Raw genomic sequence first — 21,871 nt, 5'->3', positions numbered from 1 at the left:
GTGACCGGAAAGGCCCGCAGGCGCGGGAAAGGTGCTACGAATACGCGAATCGCCGGCGAGCCGTTTCCGGTCGCCGGCGAAGAATCAGGAGATCAGGCGGCGGCAACCGACGAGCTGGTAGCTCGTGCGGTCGCGGCGGCACTGCGACGGGTGATCTCCATGCCCAAGACAATACCCGCGTACGTCCTCACCGCCCAGCCTGTTTGCCGGCGCCGCCGCCCGACCTCAGCGCGAACGGCGAGCGACCCGGACCCAGTTGTCTTCCCTGGGCTGCCCCTCCCGCATCCACTCCATGAACCGTCTGTGCAGCACCCCGGCGGGCGTGCCCGGGAGATCCTGCATCGCCATCACCAGGTACGAGCTGAGGTAGAGCGACAGCGACACCGGGGCGTCGACGTACACCGCCCGCAGTTCCTGCTGCCGAGTACGGCAGGGCCAAGGCAGGCCACACCCCGCGCAGTTCCAGATCGGCATGACTGGTCCGTGACTGGTCAATCGTCCTCCCCTGGCCAGTGACCCCGGTTGATCGGAATCCTGTGTTTGGTCCGGCACGGCAGGTCAGACCCGCACCGGCAGACGTAGCGCCACTTGGTCCATGACCACACCGGCCGATGCCTCCGGGCCAGGGTCAGCGCGACAGCGCTCAGGTACTCGTCGTACGACACGCGCCGGTTCATCACGCCTCCCTGGATGGGGAGCGCGGCGGCCGGGCCATGGCGGAGCACCGACCGCCGCGCTCCGGATCGTGTGGTGCGGCTCGCCTGGCCAATATTGCGCGCGCAAATCCGGTAGGTCAAGTATGGACATGCATTCATGTTCTACGGCGTGTGGTTGCGCCTACCCGCCATGACAGGTGCAAAATGTCGAACATGGAGAGCCCGACGTTCCTTCGCTTCCAGCTCGGCGCGCAGCTCAGGCGAGTCCGCGAGGAAGCCGACGTGACCACCGAACAGGCAGCCGAAGTCATCGAGGTGTCGCCGAGCACCATGCGGCGCATCGAGCAGGGACGCGTCGGCATCAAGGGACCAGCGCTGACCGCGTTGCTCAACCAGTACGGCGTGGACGATGCCGAGCTACGCGAGACGCTGTTGACGATGGCCCGGTCCGGCAAGCAACGCGGCTGGTGGGCCAAGTACGGCGACCTGCCGCCGACCTACCGCCAGTACATCGGCCTGGAATCCGCCGCCGACGAGCTACAGAACTTCGAGACGATCGTGGTGCCCGGTCTGCTCCAGACGACCGAATACTCGCGGGCCATGATGTCCGAGGACGCGTTCCAACCGTCACCCGAGGCCATCGAACAACGCGTGGCGGCTCGGCTGGAGCGTCAGAAACTCATTCACACGGGCAACCTGCGTATGGTCGCGGTCCTGGACGAGGCAGTCCTACACCGTCAGATCGGCGGTCCAACGGTCATGCGCCCACAGCTCACGGCCTTACTCGACGCATCGAAGCTGTGGAACGTCACCATCCAGGTGATCCCGTTCCGCGAGGGTGCGTACGCGTCCATGCTGTCGAGCTTCGCGATCCTCAACTTCGCGGAGAGTGCCGGGGTGGTCTACATCGAGGGGTTGACCGGCGACCTGTACGCCGAAGGCGAGGACGTCCGGCGCTGTACCGTCGTCTTCAACAGCCTGCGCGCCTCGGCATTGTCCGCGACCGCCTCGGCTGCGATGATCAAGAAGATCCGGGACAGCGAGTACCAAGATTGAGGAGCCGCCATGAACTCCCAGTGGCGCAAGAGCACTCGCAGTGGCACCAATGGCCAGTGCGTCGAAGCTCGGTACGTCGACCACACCGCCCAGGTGCGCGATAGCAAGGACAAGACCGGTCCGGTGCTGGCGTTCAGCGCCGACGCCTGGATGGCGTTCACCCGGGGCATCAAGACCGACGCGTGACGTGTGCCAGGCGGGACGCTCGCCCTGCCTGGCCACCTACCGCCACCACCGGAACAACTCCGCCACAGCCTGGTGTTCGCCCGATCCTTGGGCTCTCGAAGCCACCCGAGGCGATGCGCGCGACGACAATCTTCCCGAGAACTGGAACGGCGACGACCAGCCCAGCCAGCCAGCCACGATCCGTTCGCAAAAAACGGCCCGACATTGGCCTGACCTTGGCACTCCGAGCGAACTATGGCACCGATCTCGACACGAGCGGACGCCGCGCGCCGCCGCATACTGTTACGCACCGCGACGCCCGGATCGCGGCTACCGTGCATCTGATCTTGTTCGACTCGCAACCAATAGCACGACCGGTGCACTGTCGGAGCCGCTCGCCGCACTCCATGGCCCGGCGGATACCAATTCCATATCGTGTAGGTGACTGGCGTCGTGGTGTGCGGATGGAGATGCACGAAGTCGAAATATCCGGTGACATCGAAAATCTTGTCTGCTGTGCGCGAACCCCAGGGACACCCGCAACTTACCGCAACTACGCTCGGCCAGGACATTAGGTTCAGTCATGCGGAGGGAAGCATGTTGAGCGCATCAGAGATGGAATCCGTCAAGCAAGCGACACTGGCGCGAGTGGCCGCTCAGCGCGAGCGTCATAGGCGCCGCCCACCCTTCATACGGGTAATCGTCGGCGCTGGTGGCATGCTCCTTTCCATCGCGGGTTTGCTGCTCGTGTGGGCGCCAGAGTTTGGTCTGCCGCTGTTGTTAGCGGGTTTCGGGCTGCTTGCCTTGGAATTCGACTGGGCACTTCGCGCGCGGGCCTGGACGGAGTGGCGTGCCCTGCTACTTCGGCAGCGAATCAAAAGGCAACCGCCCGCAGTCAAGATCGCCTTGCCTCTCGTCATGCTGGTCGTAGTCGGCGTTGTAGTCTGGCAGGTATTCTTCTAGTACTAGGCTTTGCGGATCGCCGGCCATGTCGTCCACGGCCACGGCCGAGAGCGCCACAGCTATGGTTCAATGCCACGCTTTGGCTCTCCACTCCACAGCGGGCAGCGGGTGCTTGACTTCGCCGTCCAGCAGATACCCGTCTCCGGCATCCGCTTCTCGACAGTTCAGGATGCCCGCAGGTCGCGGGACGCCGAGCGTCACGGCTCGTCGTCCGCGTCCGCACGGACGGCGGAAGAAACGCGTACTCGCCTCGGCAGGTTCGGGGAGGGTCGCGGTACCGGTTTGACATCTTCCTGTTCGTCAGTCTGGCCGACATTCGCTGGACCTCGCATAGCGAATGCTCCGAGTTAGGCGTTTGGTTACTGTGGTCTGATGCGGCGTGATGTGACAAAGGCCCTTGCCGAGCTGACCGTTGCCCAACTGACGTATCAAGAGGTCGGCGCCACCTGTACCGAACCGTTGCCCAGGGGGTACGGTCACGTACACCGCGACGTCAGCCTCGGAACGGGACCCGAGGTCTTCGAGCGTGCGGCTGCCGCACTGTTCGACTGGCGCATGCATCGAGAGGCCGGGCTCGCCGTCATCACCGCCGCCGGAGGCCCGGCGCCGGGGATCGTCGTAGTCCTTCGAGTCGGCTGGGGTCCCTTACATCTCACCGCCCCGTGCCGAGTGGTCTACACCGTTGATGAAGACAATCGTCGCGGATTCGCCTACGGCACCCTGCCCGGTCATCCCGAGCGGGGCGAGGAAGCCTTCGAGATCGTAAAGACCAACACGGGCGACGTACGTATCCGGATTCGGGCCTTCAGCCGTCCGGCATCGCTGATCGCGCGAGCCGGTGGACCGCTCAGTCGCATCCTGCAGCAGTACGCAACAGACCGCTACGTCAGCGCTATCCGACATCTTGCTCGGCGGAATACCGATCTGAAAAAATCGATATCGTAACGCACTGTTCTCGACAGAAGCGGAAGGCAGCGACCCATGTCTGATGGCACACGGTCCTGCTGCGGATCATCGGGTGACTCGATGGCCACCGGAGTTTGCCGCTGACGGGAGTGGGCTCGCTGGTTGTCCGGCGAGTGCGTCGGTGAGGAAGTCGCGCCAGAGGGTCAGTGGTAGGCCGTCGCCGGTGATCGGCTTGCCGGCCATGTCGCGTACCGGTCCGGGGTTGGTGTGGCCGACCCAGACGACGGTGGCGAGCTGGGCGGTGTAGCCGGCCATCCAGGCATCCTGGGTGTCCGGGCCGTCGCCGAGGATCTGGCTACCCGAGATGCCGGCGGCGGGCCGGTCCGGCTCCGGGCGGTTGGCCCCGGGCTCGGTGAGCGTGGGCCGCTGGGGCGCTTTGCCCACCGGCGGGAGCGGGATCGGCAGCTCGCCAGCCGGGAGCCGGGAGTCCAACGCCGTGGCCATGGCCTGACCGACCTCGGCGGCGACCTGTTGGCTCACCGCCCGGCTGCGGCGGGGTGCGGCCGAGTAGTAGCGGCGCCCTTCGCCGTCCTCCACGGAGTCGACGAAGTGCCGCTCGCTGTAGGTGCCGCCGGAGGCGAGGGTGGCGTAGACGCCGGCCAGGTCGACCGGCGCGACCGGGTAACGACCGAGGGCGATGTCGGCCCGGGTACGTCCGGCGGCCGGCTCGTTCTTCGCGTCGACCAGGGTGCGCTGGTTGCCGTACTTGTCCGGGACGCCGAGGCTGGTCGCCAGCTTGCGGACCTTGTCCGGCCCGACCTTCTGCGCGGCGGCGTAGAACGGTGTGTTCAGCGACTGCGTCAGCGCGAACTCCAGGGTGCAGTCCGGGCACTGGAAGTTGTTCGGGTTGTAGAGGGGCACGCCGAACCGGTCCTTGAAGATTCGCGGGCTGCTGCCGTTCCAGCGGGTGTCGTACGGGATGCCGGCGTGCAGCGCGGCAGCGACGGTGACCGGCTTGAACGTGGCGCCCACCGGGCGTGGCGCCTGCGCGTAGTCGAAGTAGCCGCTGCCCCGGTCCCCGCCGTAGTACGCCCGCACGCCGCCGGTGCCCGGGTCCTGGGCCACCAGCGCGGCCTGGAGCCCGAACGGCTGCTCGATCAGCGCCTTCTCGACCCGGTCCAGCGCGGCCCGCTGAGCGGTCACGTCGAGGGTGGTCACCACCCGCAACCCGCCCGCGTAGAGCACCTGCCGGGAGATGCCCTTCGCCACGAGTTCGTTCTCGACCGCGTCGACGACGAGGCCCAGCGGACCGCTCAACGCCTCCCGGTTCGGCGACCGGTCGGTGACCGTCGGGTACGCGCCGTCGGCGGTGCCGGGGTCGGCCCAGCCGAGTGTCTCCATCGACCCGACGAGCCAGCGCCACCGGTCCTGCGCGCCGACCGGGTCCACCACCGGGTCGAACGCCCATGGATCCTTGATCAGGCTGGCCAGCACCGCGCCCTGGGTGAGCGTGAGCTGCTCTACCGAGATGCCGAAGTAGGCGGCGGCCGCCGCCTGGATGCCGTACGCGCCACGTCCGAAGTAGATGGTGTTCAGATAGCGCTGGAGGATCTCATCCTTTGTGTACCTTCGCTCCAGTTTGAGCGCGAGGGCGAACTCCTTGGCCTTGCGTTCGGCGGTGACGTCCTGGGTCAGGTACGCGTTGCGCGCGTACTGCTGGGTGATGGTCGAGGCGCCCTCGGAGGCACCGCTGAACAGGTTCGCCCAGACCGCCCGCAGCACTCCCCGGGGCGAGACGCCGACGTGGTCGTAGTAGCTGCGGTCCTCGGCGGCGAGCACCGCCCGGCGTACCGCGAGCGGGATCTGCTCCAGGGTCACGTCGGTACGGTCGGAGATCCCGATCCGGGCCAGGATGGTCTTCCCGTCGCGGTAGTAGAGGACCGAGGCCTGCACCACGGTCGGCTCCTTCGGCACCGGTACGGAGGCGACGTACGCCACCACCACCCCACCGGCCGCGAGCATGAGCAGCCCCACGCTCGCGGCGGTCCACCACAGCCAGCGCCGCGTGACCAGCCGGCGCAGCCCGAGCAGACCGGACCGGCCGACGCGTCGCGCCACGGCGAGGGTGGCGCTGATCCTGCCGGTCAACTCGCCCCGCCCAGGATTCGCGGCAGCACCTGCCGGGCGATGTCGGCGCAGGTCTTCGCCCCGTAGCCGAGGTCGCCGATTCGTTGCGGGTATCGCGTCTGCACGGCAAGGATCCAGTTGTCGGCGATGGCCAGGCAGTTGACCACCCACAGCCCCTCGTTCACGTGCAGCGTCCAGCCGTTGGTCATCGCGACCGCGCCCTGCTGGTCGGCGGGGAGGGTCGCGACGATGCCGAACCGCTCCTCCCTGGGGACCTGCCGCATCTCGTCCAGCACCCATTTCGTCCACCGGGGGCCGGCGGCCCGCCCGTCGGCGATGCAGGTGCCCATGCGTACGGCGTCGTTCGACGACATCTCGGTCAGTGACCACCACCCGGGGCGGATCACCGTCTCGACCAGGCCGCAGAGGTCAATCAGTCGTTGGATGATCTGGTCCTCGCCGTTACGCCGGTAGAACGTCTGTGTGGCCTGATCGTCGCCGTACCTGAGCACCGACGAGAGCGCGGCGAGTTCGGCGGCATTGGGTTGGAAACCGCGCTCGGCCAGCCGGCGCAGGTCGTCGGCGGCTATCCAGACCGCGACCATCAACTCGACCCGGTTGGGGCTCGCCGCGTTGCTGGAACCGGTCACCGCCAGGGTCTTCCGGTCGAGCAGGGCCCAGGCGGACCATCCCGGGTCGACCTGGGTGAGCTGGTCGGCCGCCCGCCACCGGGGCAGGCCCACGACCACGCCCGTGACCAGAAGCACCGATGCGAGTGCGGCCGCCGTCACGAGGCGGCTCTTACGCCGTCGGCGGGGTGGGCCGCTCCGCTCGCCGTCGGGCGTCGGTCCTTGATCCTGCACACCTCGTAAACTCCGGCAACCGGGTCAGTCGTTGCCTAAGATCCTGTGAAGATTCGCTTCTCCCCTGTTTGGCGCCGACACCGCAGTGCTCGTGTTGCGCCGCGTCACCCGTGACCGGCCGGTGCCGACGACCCGACGCACACTGGGCCAGAATGATCCTGTGCCGAAACGCCCCGCCCGTCGAGCGACCGCCGACCAACCGACCCGGCCCTGTCCCTGCGGTTCGACCGAACCGTACGGTGGCTGCTGTGGCCGTCTGCACCGGCGGGAGACCACCGCGGCAACGGCCGAGCAGCTGATGCGGTCCCGGTTCAGCGCCTTCTCCGTCGGTGATGCCGACTACCTGTCGCGGACCTGGCACTCCACCACCCGGCCGGCTCGGCTGACGCTCGACCCCCGGCAGCAGTGGACCCGTCTCGACGTCCTCGGCACTGAACAGGGTGGACTCTTCGACACCACCGGGACGGTCGAGTTCCGCGCGCACTACCGGGAATCAGGGCAGGTCAACACGGTGTACGAGCGGAGCCGCTTCGTCCGCGAGGACGGGCAGTGGGTCTACCTCGACGCGGACGAGTCGCATTGAGCGACGGGTTCTCCGACGGCGTGGTGGGGTGGCGGCCGGCTGCGGTTGTCAGGTCGGGGCGGCGCCGATCCGGGCCCGGGCGCGGGCGATCTTGATCGCCCGGGTCAGGGTGTCGATGTCGTACGCGCCGTAGTGGCGCTGGTCGTTGATGAAGAACGTCGGCGTGCCCGAGACACCACTCAGGTCGGCCGACTGGAGATCACGAGCGACCCGTCCGGCGTGCGTCTCCGAGCGCAGGTCCTCGCGGAACCGCTCCGGGTCCAGGCCGAGCTGGTCGGCGTAGCCGAGCAGGTCCGGCAGCGTCAGCTTGTCCTGGTGGTCGAGGAGGAGGTCGTGCATCTTCCAGAACGCGCCCTGGGCGGCCGCCGCCTCGGCCCCCTCCGCCGCCAGCAGCGCCTGCGGGTGCACGTCGCTCAGCGGCAGGTGGCGCCAGACGTAGCGCAGGTCGGCGTCGGTGAGCAGTTCACGTACCACCGGCTCGGCCTGACCGCAGTACGGGCACTGGAAGTCGCCGTATTCGACCACCGTCACCGAGGCGTTCTCCGGTCCCCGTACGTGGTCGCGGTCCGGGTCGACCGGTGGGATGAGGTCGGCCAACTGGTCGGCCACCCCCAGCAGGGCACGGGCCTTGCGGGCCTTCGGCAGGGCCGCCGTGATCCGGTAGACGGTCCAGGTGAGCAGGGAGGCGACCAGGGCCGCGGCGAGCACCCCGACCTTCGCCTCGACGAGCTGCCGGCCGTCGAAGGCGAGGGTGGCGATCAGCAGCGACACGGTGAAGCCGATGCCGGCGATGGTGCCGCTGCCGAGGACCGCCGCCCAGCCGACCGTGGGGCGGATCCGGCCCCGGCTGATCCACGCCAGCAGCCACGCGACGCCGACCACCGCGACCGGCTTGCCGATGACGTATCCGAGCAGGATGCCGAGGGTGATCGGTGAGGTGAATGCGTCGGCGAGAAACGCGCCGTCGATGGTGATGCCGGCGTTGGCGAGGCCGAAGAGCGGGACGATGACGTAGCTCGTCCACGGGTGGTACCACCGCTGGAGCCGGTCGTTCGGTGAGAGCGTCCGGGCCAGTCCGAGGGTGGCGGAGCGGGCGAGTTCGGCGGTGGGCTGCTCACGGTAGAGCTTGAACAGTTTGCTGGCCCGTTCGAGTGCACCCCGGGCCGGTGAGTATGCGGTGGCGGTCAGCCCGATGAGGAGTCCGGCCACCACCGGTTCGACCCCGCTGGCCAGCAACGCGCCCCAGAGGGCGACGCAGACCGGGGCGTAGACGACGCCACGCCGTACGCCCAACACCCGCAGGCCGAGCACGACGGCGAAGAACACCACCGCGAGGACCAGCGGCAGCACCTTGATGTCCTCGCTGTAGACCACGGCGATGACCACGAGCGCGAGCAGGTCGTCGACCACGAAGACGGTCAGCAGGAAGACCCGCGCCTGCTCGGGTACGTCCCGCCCGAGCAGTGCGAGCAGCCCGAGGGCGAGGGCGGTGTCGGTGGACATGGCCGCGCCCCAGCCGTGCGCACCGGGCCCGCCCTGGTTGATCAGCAGGAAGATCAGGACCGGGAGCAGCATGCCGGTGATACCGGCGAGCGCCGGCAGAAGGAAGCGCCGCCGGTCGCGCAGGTCACCAAGGTCGAACTCCCGCCGCGCCTCCAAGCCGACGACCAGGAAGAAGAGCGTCATCAGCCCGCTGTTGACCCAGGTGCGCAGGTCGTAGCCGACGCTCCAGTCGCCGAGCCGGATGGAGAACCGGGTCTGCCAGAACGCCTCGTACGAGTGCGGGCCGAGATTCGACCAGAGCAGCGCCCCGGCGATGGCGGCGACCAGCACGCCCGCGCTGCCCGCCTCCGTACGGATGAACATGCGCAGCGGCGCGGTCAGGTCGCGGGTCCGGGTCGTCCGGCCGAGCATTCGGGACGGAGGAGAGTCAGCCACGCGGACTCCGCGCCGTCACGGCACAAGACATCATCTCTCCCTCACCAACAGAAAAGATTATATGTCCGTTGAGTCCTGTTAGACGCCCTTTCGTCGACCCAACCGAGGGGCCACCGACAGATCGACAGAGTTACATTTAGCAAAGTTAACTGATAAGCTCCCGGCCATCGATGGGGGTGGGTGTCATGAGATTTCGACGTGAGGTAATCGCCCTGGTCGCCGGTGCCGCGACGGCGATCGCGACCGGGCTCGTCTCGGCGCCGAACGGTCTCGCCGCGCCGGCCGACAAGGCCCCGCCGGCGGTCCTCGTCGTCTGTTCGTCGCCTCCCTGGGCCGAGGGCACCACCTATCCGGCCGGGAGCCGGGTGACCTACAACGGCCGGCTCTACGAGGCACTGGTGACGCACACACCACCACCGGGCGCCGGCTGGAACCCGGTCGCGGCGGCCTCCCTCTGGCGCGACCTCGGCGCCTGCGACGGCGGTGGCAGCCCGACCCCCACCCGCACCCCGACGCCCTCCCCCACGGCCACCCGGACTCCCACCCCGTCGCCCACGCCGACCCGTACCCCGACGCCCACCTCCCCGCCGGGGTCGGAGACGTGCGCGGTGAAGTCGCGGCCGGCCGGCAAGGTGCTGCACGGGTACTGGGAGAACTGGGACGGCGCGGCCAACGGGGTGCACCCCCCGCTCGGCTGGATCCCGATCACCGACCAGCGCATCCGTACCCACGGCTACAACGTGATCAACGCGGCCTTCCCGGTCATCCGCTCCGACGGCACCGTGCTCTGGGAGGACGGCATGGACGCGGGTGTGAAGGTCGCGACCCCGGCCGAGATGTGCCAGGCCAAGGCGGCGGGGCTCACCATCCTGCTCTCCATCGGCGGCGCGACCGCCGGCATCGACCTCAGCTCCAGCACCGTGGCCGACCGCTTCGTCGCGACAGTGGTGCCGATCCTCAAGAGGTACAACTTCGACGGCATCGACATCGACATCGAGACCGGTCTGACCGGGAGCGGCAACATCAACCAGTTGTCCACGTCGCAGGCGAACCTGATCCGGATCATCGACGGCGTACTCGCCCAGATGCCGGCCAACTTCGGGCTCACCATGGCACCCGAGACCGCGTACGTCACCGGCGGCAGCGTCACGTACGGGTCGATCTGGGGCGCCTACCTGCCGATCGTGAAGAAGTACGCCGACAACGGCCGGCTCTGGTGGCTGAACATGCAGTACTACAACGGCAGCATGTACGGCTGCTCCGGCGACTCGTACGCCGCCGGCACCGTGCAGGGGTTCACCGCGCAGACCAACTGCCTGAACACGGGCCTGGTCGTCCAGGGCACCACCATCCGGGTGCCGTACGACAAGCAGGTGCCGGGCCTGCCCGCACAGCCGGGTGCCGGGGGCGGGTACATGTCGCCCGCGCTGGTGGCGCAGGCATGGAACACCTACCAGAACGGGCTCAAGGGGCTGATGACCTGGTCGCTGAACTGGGACGGCTCGAAGGGCTGGACCTTCGGCGACAACGTCAAGTCGCTCCAGTCACGCTGAGCCTCCACCCACCCGCTGCCGGCCGCGCCCGGTTGACCGACCCGGCCGTGCGGTGGAGGGCTCAGCCGCGTAGCAGGTCGGCGTGGGCCGCGCGTAGCCGCAGCAGGGCCGGATCGCCTCCGGGGACGACCCGGCGGTCGAGTTCGGCCCACGCCTCGGCGAGGGCGTCGGTCACCGCCCGCAGTTCGGCCGCGTGCCGACGCGCGCTCTGCTGGTGCAGTTCGTCGAGGCGGCGGGCCCAGCCGGCGGTGACCTCGGCGACCCGGTCGGCGTCGGCGCGGGCCCGCGCCGCGGTGCGCGCCGCCGGTGCCGGCACGATCGCGGCGATCGGTCGGGGGTCGCCGTCGCGGGTGATGACCGTGACCGTGTCGGTCAGTTCGGCGAGGGCGACAAGCTGGGTCAGCCGGGTGCGGGCCTCGCGCAGCGACAGCACGCGGGACCGGTCGAGATCCTGGGCCAGGGCGGGGGCAGCCATGAACACATGTAACCGCCGGGGTACGACACAATCCCGACTCCCGGGCCTTCACCGGTTCGGCTTTGTCCCCCTGGGGGCGTCGAAGAGCCACGATATGGCTACCGGGCCACCACGACGGTCGTAGCGTGAACCAGGTGAAGGATGCCCGCCTGACCCGCCGGCTGCTGCTCACGGCCACCGGCTCCGCCGCGGTCGCGGCCGGTCTCGCCGGCTGTGGATCGGGGACGACCGCCAGGCCCCGGCCGAGCCCCCAGCCGCCCGGCTCGCCCCAGTCGCCCACCTCCCGGGCGGCCGGGACCGCGCCGCTCGACGAGGCGGCACTACGTCGCAAGATCGCGAGCCTGCTCGTGGTCGGTTTCCGGGGCGAGCAGCTCGGCGCCGACGACTGGGTCATGAAAGCGGTCCGGGACGGTCTCGGCGGCGTGATCCTCTTCGACCGCGACCTCAAGACCGACGCCCCACGCAACATCACCTCACCGGCGCAGGTCACCGCGCTCGTCAAGAGCCTGCGACAGGCCTCTCCCGGACGGCTGATCGTCTCGATCGACCAGGAGGGCGGCCGGGTCGCCCGGCTCAATCCGAGCAACGGATTTCCCGCCACCCGCTCGGAGGCCGAGATCGGGGCGGAGAACTCCCCGGCGGCCACCCGCACCTGGGCCCAGGGGCTCGTACGGAGCCTCACGTCGGTCGGCATCACGCTCAACTACGCACCGGTCGTCGACCTCGACGTCAACCCGAACAACCCGGCGATCGGCAAGCTGGCCCGCAGTTTCTCCGCCAACCCGGACATCGTCGTCGCCAACGCGACCGAGGAGATCCAGGTTCACCGGGCAGCCGGGGTGAAGACCTCACTCAAGCACTTCCCCGGGCTGGGCAGCGCCACCGGCAACACCGACTTCGCGGTGGTCGACGTGAGCAGGACCTGGCACCGCAACGAGCTGGAGCCGTACCAGAAGCTGATCGCCAGCGGCAACGTCGACTCCATCCTCGTCGGCCACCTACTCAACAGCCAGCTCGACCCGAAGCTCCCGGCCTCGCTCTCACCGGCCGTCGTGACGGACCTGCTCCGGGGCCAGCTCGGTTGGAAGGGACCGGTGGTCAGCGACGACATGCAGGCCGTCGCGATCTCCAGCAAGTTCGGCCGGGACGAGGCGGTCGCACTGGCCCTCGAAGCCGGCCTCGACCTGCTGGTGTTCGGCAACCAGCAGACGTACGACCCGAACATCGTCAACCAGACCCTCGACGACGTCGTCAACCTGGTCCGTACCGGTCGGATCACCGAGGCCCGGATCGACGAGTCGGTGGCCCGGGTCGACGCCCTCCGTCCGAAGAGCTGACCGACGTCGACCCGGGCACCGGGGTCAGAAGCCGGCGAGGACCAGCTTGCCGATGGTCGAGGAGGTTTCCACCAGTTCGTGCGCCCGCCGCAGGTTCGCCGCGTTGATCGGCCCGAGCTGACTGGTCATCGTGGTACGCACCCGTCCGGCGTCCACCAGCCGCGCCACCTCTTCGAGCAGCTCGTGCTGGGCGGGGTCGGTGGGGAGGAAGAGCGGCCGGGTGAACATGAACTCCCAGTGCCAGCTGATGCTCTTGGCCTTGAGCGGCAGCAGGTCCAGTCCTTCGGGCTCGTCGATGGCGACGATGTGCCCCCCGGGCCGGACGATCTCGGCGTAGCGCTCGATGTTGCCCGCCGTGAACGGGCTGATCAGATAGTCCACGCCGTCCGGGGCGACGGCCCGTACCGCCTCCACCAGGTTCCGGTGGTCGACCACCTGGTGAGCGCCCAGCTCGGTGACCCACTGGCGGGACTCGGGCCGGGAGGCGGTGCCGACCACGGTCAGCTCGGTCAGGGTACGGGCGAGCTGGACCGCCACCGATCCGACGCCGCCGGCCGCCCCGAGGACGAGCAGCGTACCGGTGCTCTTCTCGGTCAGGGCGAACCGGTCGAAGAGCGCCTCCCAGGCGGTGATCGTGGTCAGCGGAAGCGCCGCCGCCTCGGCGAAGGACAGGCTTGTCGGCTTGTGTCCGACGACGTGCTCGTCGACCACCTGGTACTGGGCGTTGCTGCCCGGCCGGCCGATCGAGCCCGCGTAGTAGACCTCGTCGCCGACGGTGAACCGGCTCACCCGGTCGCCGACCGCCGTGACCACGCCGGCCGCGTCGAATCCGAGCACCTTCAGCTCACCGCCGGGGTCGACGCCGGCCCGGACCTTGACGTCGACCGGGTTCACCGAGACCGCCTCCACCCGTACGAGAAGATCGTTCGGGCCGGGCGCGGGAATCGGGGCCTCTGCGTCGAGGAGGCTCTCCGGGTCGGTGATCGGCAGGTTCCGGCGGTAACCCACCGCACGCATTACATCGTTCATACGCCGACGCTATCCCCGACGCGATAGTTACCGTCAAGGGATCGTAGTTTCCGTCGGGTAGTACGGTGCCCGCATGAACCACAGCGCCACCGAGACCTGCGGGACCCGCGACGTCTACGCCGCCGCCTGCCCCTGCCGGGAGATGCTCGACCTGCTCGCGAACAAGTGGAGCGCCCTCGCCCTCGGCGCGCTCGAGCAGGGGCCGCAGCGCTTCGGCGCGATCCGCGCCCGCCTACAGGGCATCAGCCCCAAGGTGCTCACCCACACCCTCCGGCGCCTCGAAGACCACGGCCTGGTCGACCGGACCGTCTACCCCGCCGTGCCACTGCACGTCGAGTACGCGCTCACCGCCCTCGGGCGGGACGCCTGCGAACCCCTGGCGCACCTGCGTACCTGGGTCGAGCAGAACATCGACCGCTTTCCCGGGTGACCGAGGTGACCCGGCGCCGGACAACGGCGGGTCGGCACCCGCCACGGCTCGGCATCGGAACGGCTCGTCACCGGTTGCGGTGACGAGCCGTTCGACCTACCTGTCCAGCGGCGTGGGTGGTCCCGCCACCACGAAGATCCGCGAGCGGACCGTACGCCCGCCTATGCCGCTTCGGTGGGCTTGGCGTCGCTCTCCGGGGTCTTCTCCTCCGGGGTCTTCTCCTCCGCGTCCTTCGCTTCCTCGTCCTTCTCCGTAGCCTCCGCCTCGTCGGACGATTCGGGGGCCTCGGCCGGCGCGGGGGTGGTCCAGGAGAACTCGATCTCGACCGAGATCTCCGTGTCGCTCTCCCGCTCGATCTCCAGCTCGCACCGGACCTGGTCGGCGACGGTCACCGCACCGGCGGCACCGTAGAAGAGCTGTCCACCGGTCTCCAGCTGGCTCGCCAGCTGACGCAACCACGCGGCCAGATCGGCCCGCGATACCTCACGGGCGTCCTCGTAGATTTCCATGGCGGACATGCTCGCATTCCACTGAGGACGAGGTGCGCAGGGGTCCGACCCGGAAGCCGCCGGGCTGACACCCACCGGGCGCGGACTGGATGTGAACTTTTCGGCCTTCGGTGCGACGCCCGCCGGACCATGCCATGATCGTCGAACGGAAAGGCCGTCACCTGCGGATGTGTCCACAGCCGGGCGGGCCGGGATGTCGTGGGAGGCGGGGATGGCCGTTCAGGTCGTGGTGCTCGATGACTACCAGAACGCGGCACGCGAGTTCGGTGGCTGGGAGAGGCTCGGTGAGCGGGTCGAGTTGACCGTTCTCACCGAGCACGTCGACGACCCCGACGTTCTCGTCCAACGGCTCGCGCACGCCGAGGTCGTGGTGGCGATGCGGGAACGGACCCCCTTCCCCGAGGCCGTACTCGACCGACTGCCCCGGCTACGTCTGCTGGTCACCACCGGGATGGCCAACGTCGCCATCGACGTGTCGGCGGCCAAGCGACGGGGCGTCACCGTGACCGGCACCCGTGGGGTGGGCACCGGCACCGCCGAACTCACCTGGGCCCTGATCCTGGCACTCGTACGTCAGGTTCCGGCCGAGTCACAGCGGGTGCGGACCGGCGGCTGGCAGAGCACGATCGGCGGCGACCTGGCCGGGCACACTCTCGGCGTGGTCGGGTTGGGTCGACTCGGCGCCCAGGTGGCGACGGTCGGTCGGGCGTTCGGGATGCAGATCGTGGCCTGGAGTCAGAACCTCCGGCCCGAACACGCCGCCGAACTGGGCGTACGCGCGGTGAGCAAGGAGGAGCTGTTCGCGGATTCGGACATCGTGACCGTCCACCTCCAGCTCAGCGACCGGACCCGGGGCCTGATCGGCGAGGCCGAGCTGCGCTCGATGCGCCCGGACGCGTACCTGGTCAACACCTCACGGGGCCCGATCATCGACGAAGCCGCCCTGCTCACCGCGGTACGGGAGGGCTGGATCGGCGGCGCCGGGCTGGACGTCTTCGACGTGGAACCACTGCCCGCCGACCACCCGCTCCGCACGGCGCCGAACACGGTGCTGACCCCGCACCTCGGCTACGTCACCCGGGAGACCTACCGGGTGTTCTACGGCGACGCGGTGGAGGACATCGACGCCTTCCTCGCCGGAAGTCCGGTGCGGGTGCTCTGAGCGAGCTCCCTCAGGCGGGGACGGTGATGGTCTTCTGCTCGACGTACCCGGTCAGGCCGGCCGCACCGTACTCCCGGCCGACGCCGCTGGTCTTGAAGCCGCCGAACGGACCGTCGAAGCCGATCGGGGCCCCGTTGACCGTGAACGTGCCGGTACGCACCCGTCGGGCGATCTCCAGGCCGTGGGCGTCGTCGGCGGTCCAGACCCCGCCGCTGAGACCGTACTCGGAGTCGTTGGCGATGCGGACCGCTTCCTCCTCGTCCTCGTACGGGATCACCACGAGGACCGGACCGAAGACCTCCTCGCGGGCGATCCGCATGGAGTTGTCGACGTCGGCGAAGAGCGTCGGCTTGACGTAGTTGCCCCGTTCCAGTCCCTCCGGGGACTCCGGGCCACCGGTCACCAGCCGCGCACCCTCCTCGACCGCGAGGCGGATGTAGTCACGTACGCGCTCCTGCTGGTCTGCCCGGACCAGCGGGCCGACGAAGGTGTCCTGGTCCGACGGGTCACCGACCTTGAGGCTCTCCAGCAGGTCCTTGAGCTCGGCGACGATCTCCTCGTACCGGGCGCGTGGGGCGAGGATCCGGGTCTGCGCGATGCACGCCTCGCCGTTGTTGGCCAGGGAGGAGAACTTCAGCGACGGTACGACCTGCTTGAGGTCCGCGTCGGGCAGGATGATCATCGCCGACTTCCCGCCGAGTTCCAGCCCCACCCGCTTGAGCTGCTGACCCGCGACGGCCGCGATCGCCCGGCCCGCCCGGGTGGAGCCGGTGAAGGAGATCTTGTCGACGCCGGGATGAGCGACCAGGTACTCGCTGGTCTCGCGGTCGGCGGGAAGGATGCTGACCACGCCCTCGGGCAGACCCAGCTCGTCGAAGATCTCCGCCAGCACCATCATGCTCAGCGAGTTCTCGGGCGATGTCTTGAGCACGACCGTGCAGCCCGCCAGGAGCGCGGGGATCAGTTTGGCCAGCGCGGCGGAGTAGGGCGAGTTCCATGGGATGACCGCGGCGACCACGCCGGTCGGTTCGCGGCGTACGACGCTGCGGAAGGACGCGCCGGGAACGGAGGGTTCGAGGGTCTCCTCCCAGCCGAACTCGCGGGCGGCCTTGAGGTAGCCGAGCGCCTGCCGGGTGAGTCCGGCCTGCCCCGCCTTGTTGAACCAGTGCGGGTTGCCGCGCTCCTTCGTGATCAGTTCGGCGATCTCGTCGGCGCGTGCCTCCCGCAACCCGTTGAGCCGAATGATCAGTTCCTGCCGCTCCTTCGGGGAGGTACGCGGCCAGGGGCCCTCGTCGAACGCCCGGCGCGCCGCGGACACCGCGCGGTCCACGTCGACCGGGTACGCCTGTACCGAACGGCCGACCAGCGACTGGTCGTGGGGCGAGCGGATGTCGAGCAGGTCGGGGCTGCTCGGGGCGGTCCAGGTGCCACCGATGTAGAGCTTGTCGCGCATGATCATGATGTCCTCCTGCTGGCAGACCTTCGTCTCCACAAATGCTAGCCAGACGCGGCTCTAGCGCCACTCAACCGCCACAAGTGTGTGACACTTCATTCGGCCAGCATCTGATAACGGGCAGACGATGCCAAACACCCCGGCTTCGTAGCGGAGGGCGCCCCGGTCGGCCGTGACCGTCACAAGAGAACAGCTCAGCGGCGGTTTTCCGCCACACCGACGGTACAGTTAGCGCGATGAGAGCCGATGCCGTACGCAATCTGGACGCAGTCCTGCACACCGGTGCACGACTACTCGCGGACGACCCGGCGACGAGCATCGCGACGATCGCGGCGCAGGCGGGCGTCGACCGGCGCACCGTCTACCGACGCTTCCCGACCCGGGACGCGCTCCTGTCCGCCGTCTACGTGGCAAAACTCGACGCCTCGGAGAAGGTGCTCGACGAGGCCCGACTCACCGAGGCTCCGGTCGTCGTGGCGCTGCACCGCTACGTCGAATCGATCATCCCGGTCAGCCGTCAGTGGCCCCTGCACCTGCGCCGCCTGATCCGACAGGACCCGGAGGCGGCCGAGCGGGCCGACGCGCAGACCGGCCGCCTGCGCGACTTCCTCGCCCGCGCGGTCGACGAGGGCCTGATCCGAGCGGACCTCCCGGACGGCTGGGCCCTGGCCACGCTCGGTCGACTCGTGGACAACGCGGCGCACGACTTCGCCGACCTCGCGCCGGGCCGGGCCGCCGACGTGGTCGTCTCCACCTTCCTCGACGGAGTCGGAAAGCGCTGACCCACCCGAGGACAGGTCCAGTCCTTCGGCCGAGTGCTTAAGGAAGGTTTAAGAACCTATCGGGTACGGGCGGAGAGCGCCTAACATACGGCGGCCGTGGCCGTCCGGTCGGCTTGTCGTGCCTTGCTTCTGGAGAAGTGACCCGTGTCGTACACCTCGTTCCGCGAACCCGAAGCAAGCCCACCGCCGTCCCGTCCGGGCCTCCTGCGGCGGCTCGCCCGGGACAGGCGGAGCATGGCCGCCAGCGTGGCCGCCGTCGTGATCGTCGTCGCGGCCGCAGTCGTGTACCTCGCCGACGCCGCCACCAAACCCGAAGTGTCGAACGCGGCCAACGCCCTCGTGGACACCCCACCGTCGGCCGCGCAGGCGGAGGCGCTCGGCGCGTCGCCGTCCGCCTCCGTCTCAGCCTCCGTGACGCCGTCCGCAGCCGCTACGGCTTCGGCCGCTACCGCTCCGAAGATCCCCAGGACCGGCTGGGTCCCGGTTGACAACACGGCGTGGAAGGCGCAGGTCAGCGCGTACAACGCGTTGAAGGTCGACCCCGTTCCGGCCGGCGTGGGCAACCTCCCGGAGTTCCGGGCGGACTGTCAGTACAGTCACTCGCTGCCGGACGACCCGATTGTCGCCCCCGGCCTGCCCGGCGCCTCGCACATGCACTCTTTCGTCGGCAACAAGGCCGTCGACGCGAACACCGTGGCCGAGGACCTGACGAAGTTCACGGCCACCTCCTGCAAGCCGGTCCAGGACCACTCCGCCTACTGGGTGCCGACGCTCTACGACAACGCGACCGGCAAGCCGGTCGAGACCACGGGCTTCCGGGTCTACTACCGCTCGCACATGTCGAACTCGACGGGCCAGATGCCGATGCCCAACGGTCTGCGCATGATCACCGGCGACGCCAAGAAGAAGAAACCGACGCCGCGCGGCGCGACCGGCCAGTTCTACTGCGCCTTCTACGGCCCCGGCGACCTCGACGGCATCGCCCGCAGCACCAACGGCAACTGGCCCATCTGTGGCGGGGACGCCACGCTGCACTTCATGATGCAGTTCCCGGACTGCTGGGACGGCAAGCACCTGGACAGCCCCAACCACAAGGACCATGTGGCGTACGGCGCCGGCAACACCTGCCCACGCAGTCACCCGGTGAAGATCCCGGCAATCACCTTCGACATCCGGTACGGGGCCAAGGGCACCCCGGCGGGCTACTACCTCTCCTCGGACAAGGAGGGTAAGAGCGCCTCGTCGATGCACGGTGACGCGTTTGTGATGTGGGACGTCGACACCATGAACAAGCGCACCAAAAACTGCGTTCTCCAGCGCCGGACCTGCGACAACTACGGATACCAGAAGTAACGCGACGGCGAGACGGAGCCGTTCACGAGACAGACTGCTCCTCGGAGCCCTTGGCGTCCAGGAAGAGTCCGATGGCCTCGACGACAAGGCGGTGGTCGTCGAGCTGGGGCAGGCCCGAGACGGTGACGGTGCCGACCGGGCCGGTGCCCCTGAGGATGATCGGGAAGCAGCCGCCGTGCGCGGCGTACAGGGCGGTTTCGAAGTGGGACTGTTCCTCGAAGGTGGTGCCGCGGTCTCGGTAGGTCTGGCCGACGAGGTAGGAGCTGTGTCCGAACCGACGGACGACGCGGATCTTCCGTTCGATCCAGTCGTCGTTGTCGGCGGAGGTGCCGGGAAACGCGTAGTGGAAGAGCTGTTGGTCGCCCAGGCGGATGTCGACGGTGACAGCATGGCCGCGCTCTCTGGCCAGCCCGACCAGACGATTTCCCAGGTCCCAGGCGTCGTCATGGTCAAAGCGGTCGAACTGGAGGCGTTGCTCCTGCTCCTGAAGCTCTGGCGTCACGGCGTACCGCTCCCTTCCTCGTTCGTCGGAACATCTAAACAGAGGGAGCGCCAGCCAGCGCCTTCACGGTCTGCCGGCGGCCGGACCGTTCACGAGGAGCCGGGTCCCGGGCGTACCGGCGGCACTGGTCGTGGCGCTCCCCCGGCGGCCCGGCTCCCACGGTCGCCGGCACCGCCGGCAACACCGCCCACGTGGCAAGCCGGGCCATCCGCCGCCGCCCAACCCGCCGTGCCGTCCCGTCAGGCGTCGCGGCGCTCGAACAAGGTCCGGGCGGCGATGAGGATGATCGCGACGAACGTGGCGAAGACGCCACCGGCGGCCCACCGGTCGAACAGCTCGAACCCGGACCCGGCCACGGTGGTGCCGCCGGCCTCTCCGCTGAGGTTGACCAACTGTTGACCGGCGAGGAACGGAAGGAACTTGACTGCCGGTTGCAACCAGTCCAGCGCCGGAACGAACGACAGTCTGAAGATCAGTTGTTCGACAACCAGTGGAACCGCCAGGATCAGGATCAACGGTGACGCCACGCCACGGAACAGCTGTCCCAGGACCGTGCCCAACACCCCCCAGAGAAGCACCAGGATGAGATACCCCGGCAGCGCCTCATCGAGCGGGTGACTGGTCAGATCCGGGAACTCGCCCCAGAAGACCGTTCCCACTGCGACGTTGGCGATCATGGACACCACCGCGAAGGCTGTCGCGACCGCCGCCACAACGATGATCTTGGCTACGAGCACGGTCGAGCGCCGCGGGATCGCTGTCAGGGTCGGCTGGATCGTGCCGTACCGGTACTCGTGACCGGTGGCGAGGATGCCGATGACGGCAATGAAGACCGCCGCGAGTGGCACCGGCGGATTCGCGCCGCCGCTGGTGATCGCCGTGCCGACGATGTCGTTGTCCAACGGGTCGTCGCGGGTCACGAACGCGACCAGGAACGCGGCGGTGGCGTTGAGGACCAGCGCCGAGGCGATCAGCCAGTACGTGGAGCGCAGGGTGCGCAGCCGCACCCACTCGAACCGAAGCGCGTCGCTCATGCGACACCCCCGTACGTGCCGTGGCCGGCCGCGGGCGGCCCGGATGGCGGCGACGCGCCGGTGGGCTCGTGCGCCACGTACTCCTCGGACGCGCCGGTCGCGGTGATGAAGGCCGCTTCCAGCGACGCCGTCTGGGGAGTCAGCTCGTGCAGCATGACGCCAGCGTGGTAGGCCACCTCGCCGATGGCGGCCGGGTCGGCACCGCCGACCCGCAGCGCTCCGTCGCCGAGAGCGTCGACGGTGACGCGGTCGACCCCACGCAGCGCGTCCGCGAGTTGCTCGGCCTGCGGCGTCCGGACCAGGACGCTCGTCTGGGTGAACTTCCTGACAAAACCGTCAACGTCACCGTTGTAGATCATTTTGCCGCGCCCGATGACCACCAACTGGTCGGCCATCAGCGACATCTCCGACAGCAGATGGCTGGAGACGAAGATGGTGCGGTCCTCGGCGGCCAACGACCTGAGCACATCGCGCAGCCAGTGGATGCCGTGCGGGTCCAGACCGTTGGCCGGCTCGTCGAGGATCAGCGTGCCGGGGTCGCCGAGCAGCGCCTGCGCGAGGCCGAGCCGCTGGGCCATGCCCAGCGAGAAGCCCTTGGGCTGCTTGCGTTTCACGTCGGACAGGCCGACGAACTCGAGCACCTCGTCGGCTCGGGAGGCCGGGATGCCACTGCCGGCCGCGAGCATGCGCAGGTGGTTGCGCGCGGTGCGGGTGGGGTGGAATGCCTTCGCCTCGAGTACCGCGCCGATCTCGCGCATCGGATGCTTGATGGTGCCGAACCGGCGACCGTCGAACAGCGTCTCTCCGGAGCCACGGTCCAGACCCAGCATCAGTCGCATGGTGGTGGACTTGCCCGCCCCGTTGGGACCGAGGAAGCCGGTGACGGTGCCTGGGCGTACCTCGAAGGAGAGGTCGTCGACGGCGAGCTTTTCGCCGTACCGCTTGTTCAAGCCGCGAGCGGTGATCATGTGTCTCCTGGTCGGTGTTTCGGTGTT

At 68.8% G+C, this 21,871-nt stretch carries 22 protein-coding genes; 11 read left to right on the top strand and 11 right to left on the bottom strand.

The annotated features are described in order from the left end of the window. Positions 1–225: 225 nt before the first annotated feature. Positions 226–474 carry a hypothetical protein gene (locus tag BDK92_RS27340; protein WP_246017271.1) on the bottom strand — a complete coding sequence of 83 codons (249 nt, stop codon included), beginning with the start codon at positions 472–474 and terminating at the stop codon, positions 226–228. A gap of 395 nt (positions 475–869) precedes the next feature. Here BDK92_RS27340 and BDK92_RS27330 point away from each other — a divergent pair, with 395 nt between their 5' ends. From BDK92_RS27330 to BDK92_RS27315, 4 genes are all read left to right on the top strand, one after another. Then, the gene (locus BDK92_RS27330; RefSeq protein WP_170208699.1) at positions 870–1,712 is read left to right on the top strand and encodes a helix-turn-helix domain-containing protein; all 843 of its coding nucleotides are present in this window, start codon (positions 870–872) and stop codon (positions 1,710–1,712) included. Positions 1,713–1,721: 9 nt separating this feature from the next. Continuing rightward, positions 1,722–1,898, top strand: a complete 177-nt coding sequence (locus tag BDK92_RS27325; protein WP_121159269.1) for a DUF397 domain-containing protein — start codon at positions 1,722–1,724, stop codon at positions 1,896–1,898. Between the two features lie 576 nt (positions 1,899–2,474). Further along, positions 2,475–2,840 (top strand): PGPGW domain-containing protein, encoded by a 366-nt coding sequence (locus BDK92_RS27320; protein ID WP_147457130.1) that lies wholly within the window; start codon positions 2,475–2,477, stop codon positions 2,838–2,840. Positions 2,841–3,212: 372 nt separating this feature from the next. After that, positions 3,213–3,785: a DUF1990 domain-containing protein gene (locus BDK92_RS27315; RefSeq protein WP_121159267.1), complete on the top strand. Its 573-nt coding sequence runs from the start codon at positions 3,213–3,215 to the stop codon at positions 3,783–3,785. 66 nt (positions 3,786–3,851) lie between these two features. On the opposite strand, the gene BDK92_RS27310 is transcribed toward BDK92_RS27315, so the two are convergent. Together BDK92_RS27310 and BDK92_RS39190 are read right to left on the bottom strand one after the other, a co-directional pair. After that, on the bottom strand, positions 3,852–5,894 hold the full coding sequence (locus tag BDK92_RS27310) for a transglycosylase domain-containing protein (protein ID WP_170208698.1): 2,043 nt from the start codon (positions 5,892–5,894) through the stop codon (positions 3,852–3,854). After that, the gene (locus BDK92_RS39190) at positions 5,891–6,640 is read right to left on the bottom strand and encodes a serine hydrolase (RefSeq protein ID WP_170208697.1); all 750 of its coding nucleotides are present in this window, start codon (positions 6,638–6,640) and stop codon (positions 5,891–5,893) included. The genes BDK92_RS27310 and BDK92_RS39190 overlap by 4 nt, the downstream gene beginning before the upstream one ends. Positions 6,641–6,896: 256 nt before the next feature. Between BDK92_RS39190 and BDK92_RS27305 the strand changes: the two genes are divergently transcribed. Beyond that, positions 6,897–7,319, top strand: coding sequence for a YchJ family protein (locus tag BDK92_RS27305; protein ID WP_121162632.1), 423 nt, complete (start codon positions 6,897–6,899; stop codon positions 7,317–7,319). A gap of 48 nt (positions 7,320–7,367) precedes the next feature. Here the strand turns inward: BDK92_RS27305 and nhaA are convergent, their stop codons facing one another. Continuing rightward, positions 7,368–9,257 carry a Na+/H+ antiporter NhaA gene (gene nhaA, locus BDK92_RS27300; RefSeq protein ID WP_246017270.1) on the bottom strand — a complete coding sequence of 630 codons (1,890 nt, stop codon included), beginning with the start codon at positions 9,255–9,257 and terminating at the stop codon, positions 7,368–7,370. A 185-nt stretch (positions 9,258–9,442) separates the two neighbouring features. On the opposite strand from nhaA, the gene BDK92_RS27295 reads away from it, so the two are divergent. Further along, entirely contained in the window at positions 9,443–10,810 is a 1,368-nt protein-coding gene (locus BDK92_RS27295; RefSeq protein WP_121159264.1) for a glycosyl hydrolase family 18 protein, read from the top strand. Between the two features lie 61 nt (positions 10,811–10,871). Here BDK92_RS27295 and BDK92_RS27290 read toward each other — a convergent pair whose 3' ends face one another. Beyond that, the gene (locus BDK92_RS27290) at positions 10,872–11,285 is read right to left on the bottom strand and encodes a type II toxin-antitoxin system Phd/YefM family antitoxin (protein ID WP_121162631.1); all 414 of its coding nucleotides are present in this window, start codon (positions 11,283–11,285) and stop codon (positions 10,872–10,874) included. Positions 11,286–11,410: 125 nt separating this feature from the next. On the opposite strand from BDK92_RS27290, the gene BDK92_RS27285 reads away from it, so the two are divergent. Next, positions 11,411–12,622 carry a glycoside hydrolase family 3 N-terminal domain-containing protein gene (locus tag BDK92_RS27285; protein WP_246017269.1) on the top strand — a complete coding sequence of 404 codons (1,212 nt, stop codon included), beginning with the start codon at positions 11,411–11,413 and terminating at the stop codon, positions 12,620–12,622. A 24-nt stretch (positions 12,623–12,646) separates the two neighbouring features. On the opposite strand, the gene BDK92_RS27280 is transcribed toward BDK92_RS27285, so the two are convergent. Continuing rightward, positions 12,647–13,651 carry a zinc-binding alcohol dehydrogenase family protein gene (locus BDK92_RS27280; protein ID WP_246017268.1) on the bottom strand — a complete coding sequence of 335 codons (1,005 nt, stop codon included), beginning with the start codon at positions 13,649–13,651 and terminating at the stop codon, positions 12,647–12,649. 73 nt (positions 13,652–13,724) lie between these two features. Between BDK92_RS27280 and BDK92_RS27275 the strand changes: the two genes are divergently transcribed. After that, entirely contained in the window at positions 13,725–14,081 is a 357-nt protein-coding gene (locus BDK92_RS27275; protein ID WP_121159262.1) for a winged helix-turn-helix transcriptional regulator, read from the top strand. A gap of 161 nt (positions 14,082–14,242) precedes the next feature. On the opposite strand, the gene BDK92_RS27270 is transcribed toward BDK92_RS27275, so the two are convergent. Beyond that, complete coding sequence (locus tag BDK92_RS27270; RefSeq protein WP_170208696.1) at positions 14,243–14,590, bottom strand: amphi-Trp domain-containing protein; 348 nt, start codon at positions 14,588–14,590, stop codon at positions 14,243–14,245. 211 nt (positions 14,591–14,801) lie between these two features. Here BDK92_RS27270 and BDK92_RS27265 point away from each other — a divergent pair, with 211 nt between their 5' ends. Continuing rightward, positions 14,802–15,752, top strand: a complete 951-nt coding sequence (locus BDK92_RS27265) for a D-2-hydroxyacid dehydrogenase family protein (RefSeq protein WP_121162629.1) — start codon at positions 14,802–14,804, stop codon at positions 15,750–15,752. Positions 15,753–15,762: 10 nt separating this feature from the next. On the opposite strand, the gene BDK92_RS27260 is transcribed toward BDK92_RS27265, so the two are convergent. Further along, the gene (locus BDK92_RS27260) at positions 15,763–17,211 is read right to left on the bottom strand and encodes an aldehyde dehydrogenase (protein WP_121162628.1); all 1,449 of its coding nucleotides are present in this window, start codon (positions 17,209–17,211) and stop codon (positions 15,763–15,765) included. Between the two features lie 230 nt (positions 17,212–17,441). Between BDK92_RS27260 and BDK92_RS27255 the strand changes: the two genes are divergently transcribed. Together BDK92_RS27255 and BDK92_RS27250 are read left to right on the top strand one after the other, a co-directional pair. Then, the gene (locus BDK92_RS27255) at positions 17,442–17,987 is read left to right on the top strand and encodes a TetR/AcrR family transcriptional regulator (RefSeq protein WP_121159260.1); all 546 of its coding nucleotides are present in this window, start codon (positions 17,442–17,444) and stop codon (positions 17,985–17,987) included. A 144-nt stretch (positions 17,988–18,131) separates the two neighbouring features. Next, positions 18,132–19,340, top strand: a complete 1,209-nt coding sequence (locus BDK92_RS27250) for a DUF1996 domain-containing protein (RefSeq protein WP_121159259.1) — start codon at positions 18,132–18,134, stop codon at positions 19,338–19,340. A gap of 22 nt (positions 19,341–19,362) precedes the next feature. On the opposite strand, the gene BDK92_RS27245 is transcribed toward BDK92_RS27250, so the two are convergent. From BDK92_RS27245 to BDK92_RS27235, 3 genes are all read right to left on the bottom strand, one after another. Then, entirely contained in the window at positions 19,363–19,842 is a 480-nt protein-coding gene (locus BDK92_RS27245; RefSeq protein ID WP_211349383.1) for a heme-degrading domain-containing protein, read from the bottom strand. Between the two features lie 239 nt (positions 19,843–20,081). Continuing rightward, positions 20,082–20,876 (bottom strand): ABC transporter permease, encoded by a 795-nt coding sequence (locus BDK92_RS27240; RefSeq protein WP_121159257.1) that lies wholly within the window; start codon positions 20,874–20,876, stop codon positions 20,082–20,084. Further along, positions 20,873–21,844, bottom strand: coding sequence for an ATP-binding cassette domain-containing protein (locus BDK92_RS27235; protein WP_121159256.1), 972 nt, complete (start codon positions 21,842–21,844; stop codon positions 20,873–20,875). The genes BDK92_RS27240 and BDK92_RS27235 overlap by 4 nt, the downstream gene beginning before the upstream one ends. Positions 21,845–21,871: the final 27 nt, after the last annotated feature.

Source organism: Micromonospora pisi (genome assembly GCF_003633685.1).
Classification (GTDB): domain Bacteria; phylum Actinomycetota; class Actinomycetes; order Mycobacteriales; family Micromonosporaceae; genus Micromonospora_G; species Micromonospora_G pisi.
This window is presented reverse-complemented; position numbering and strand designations above follow the sequence as displayed.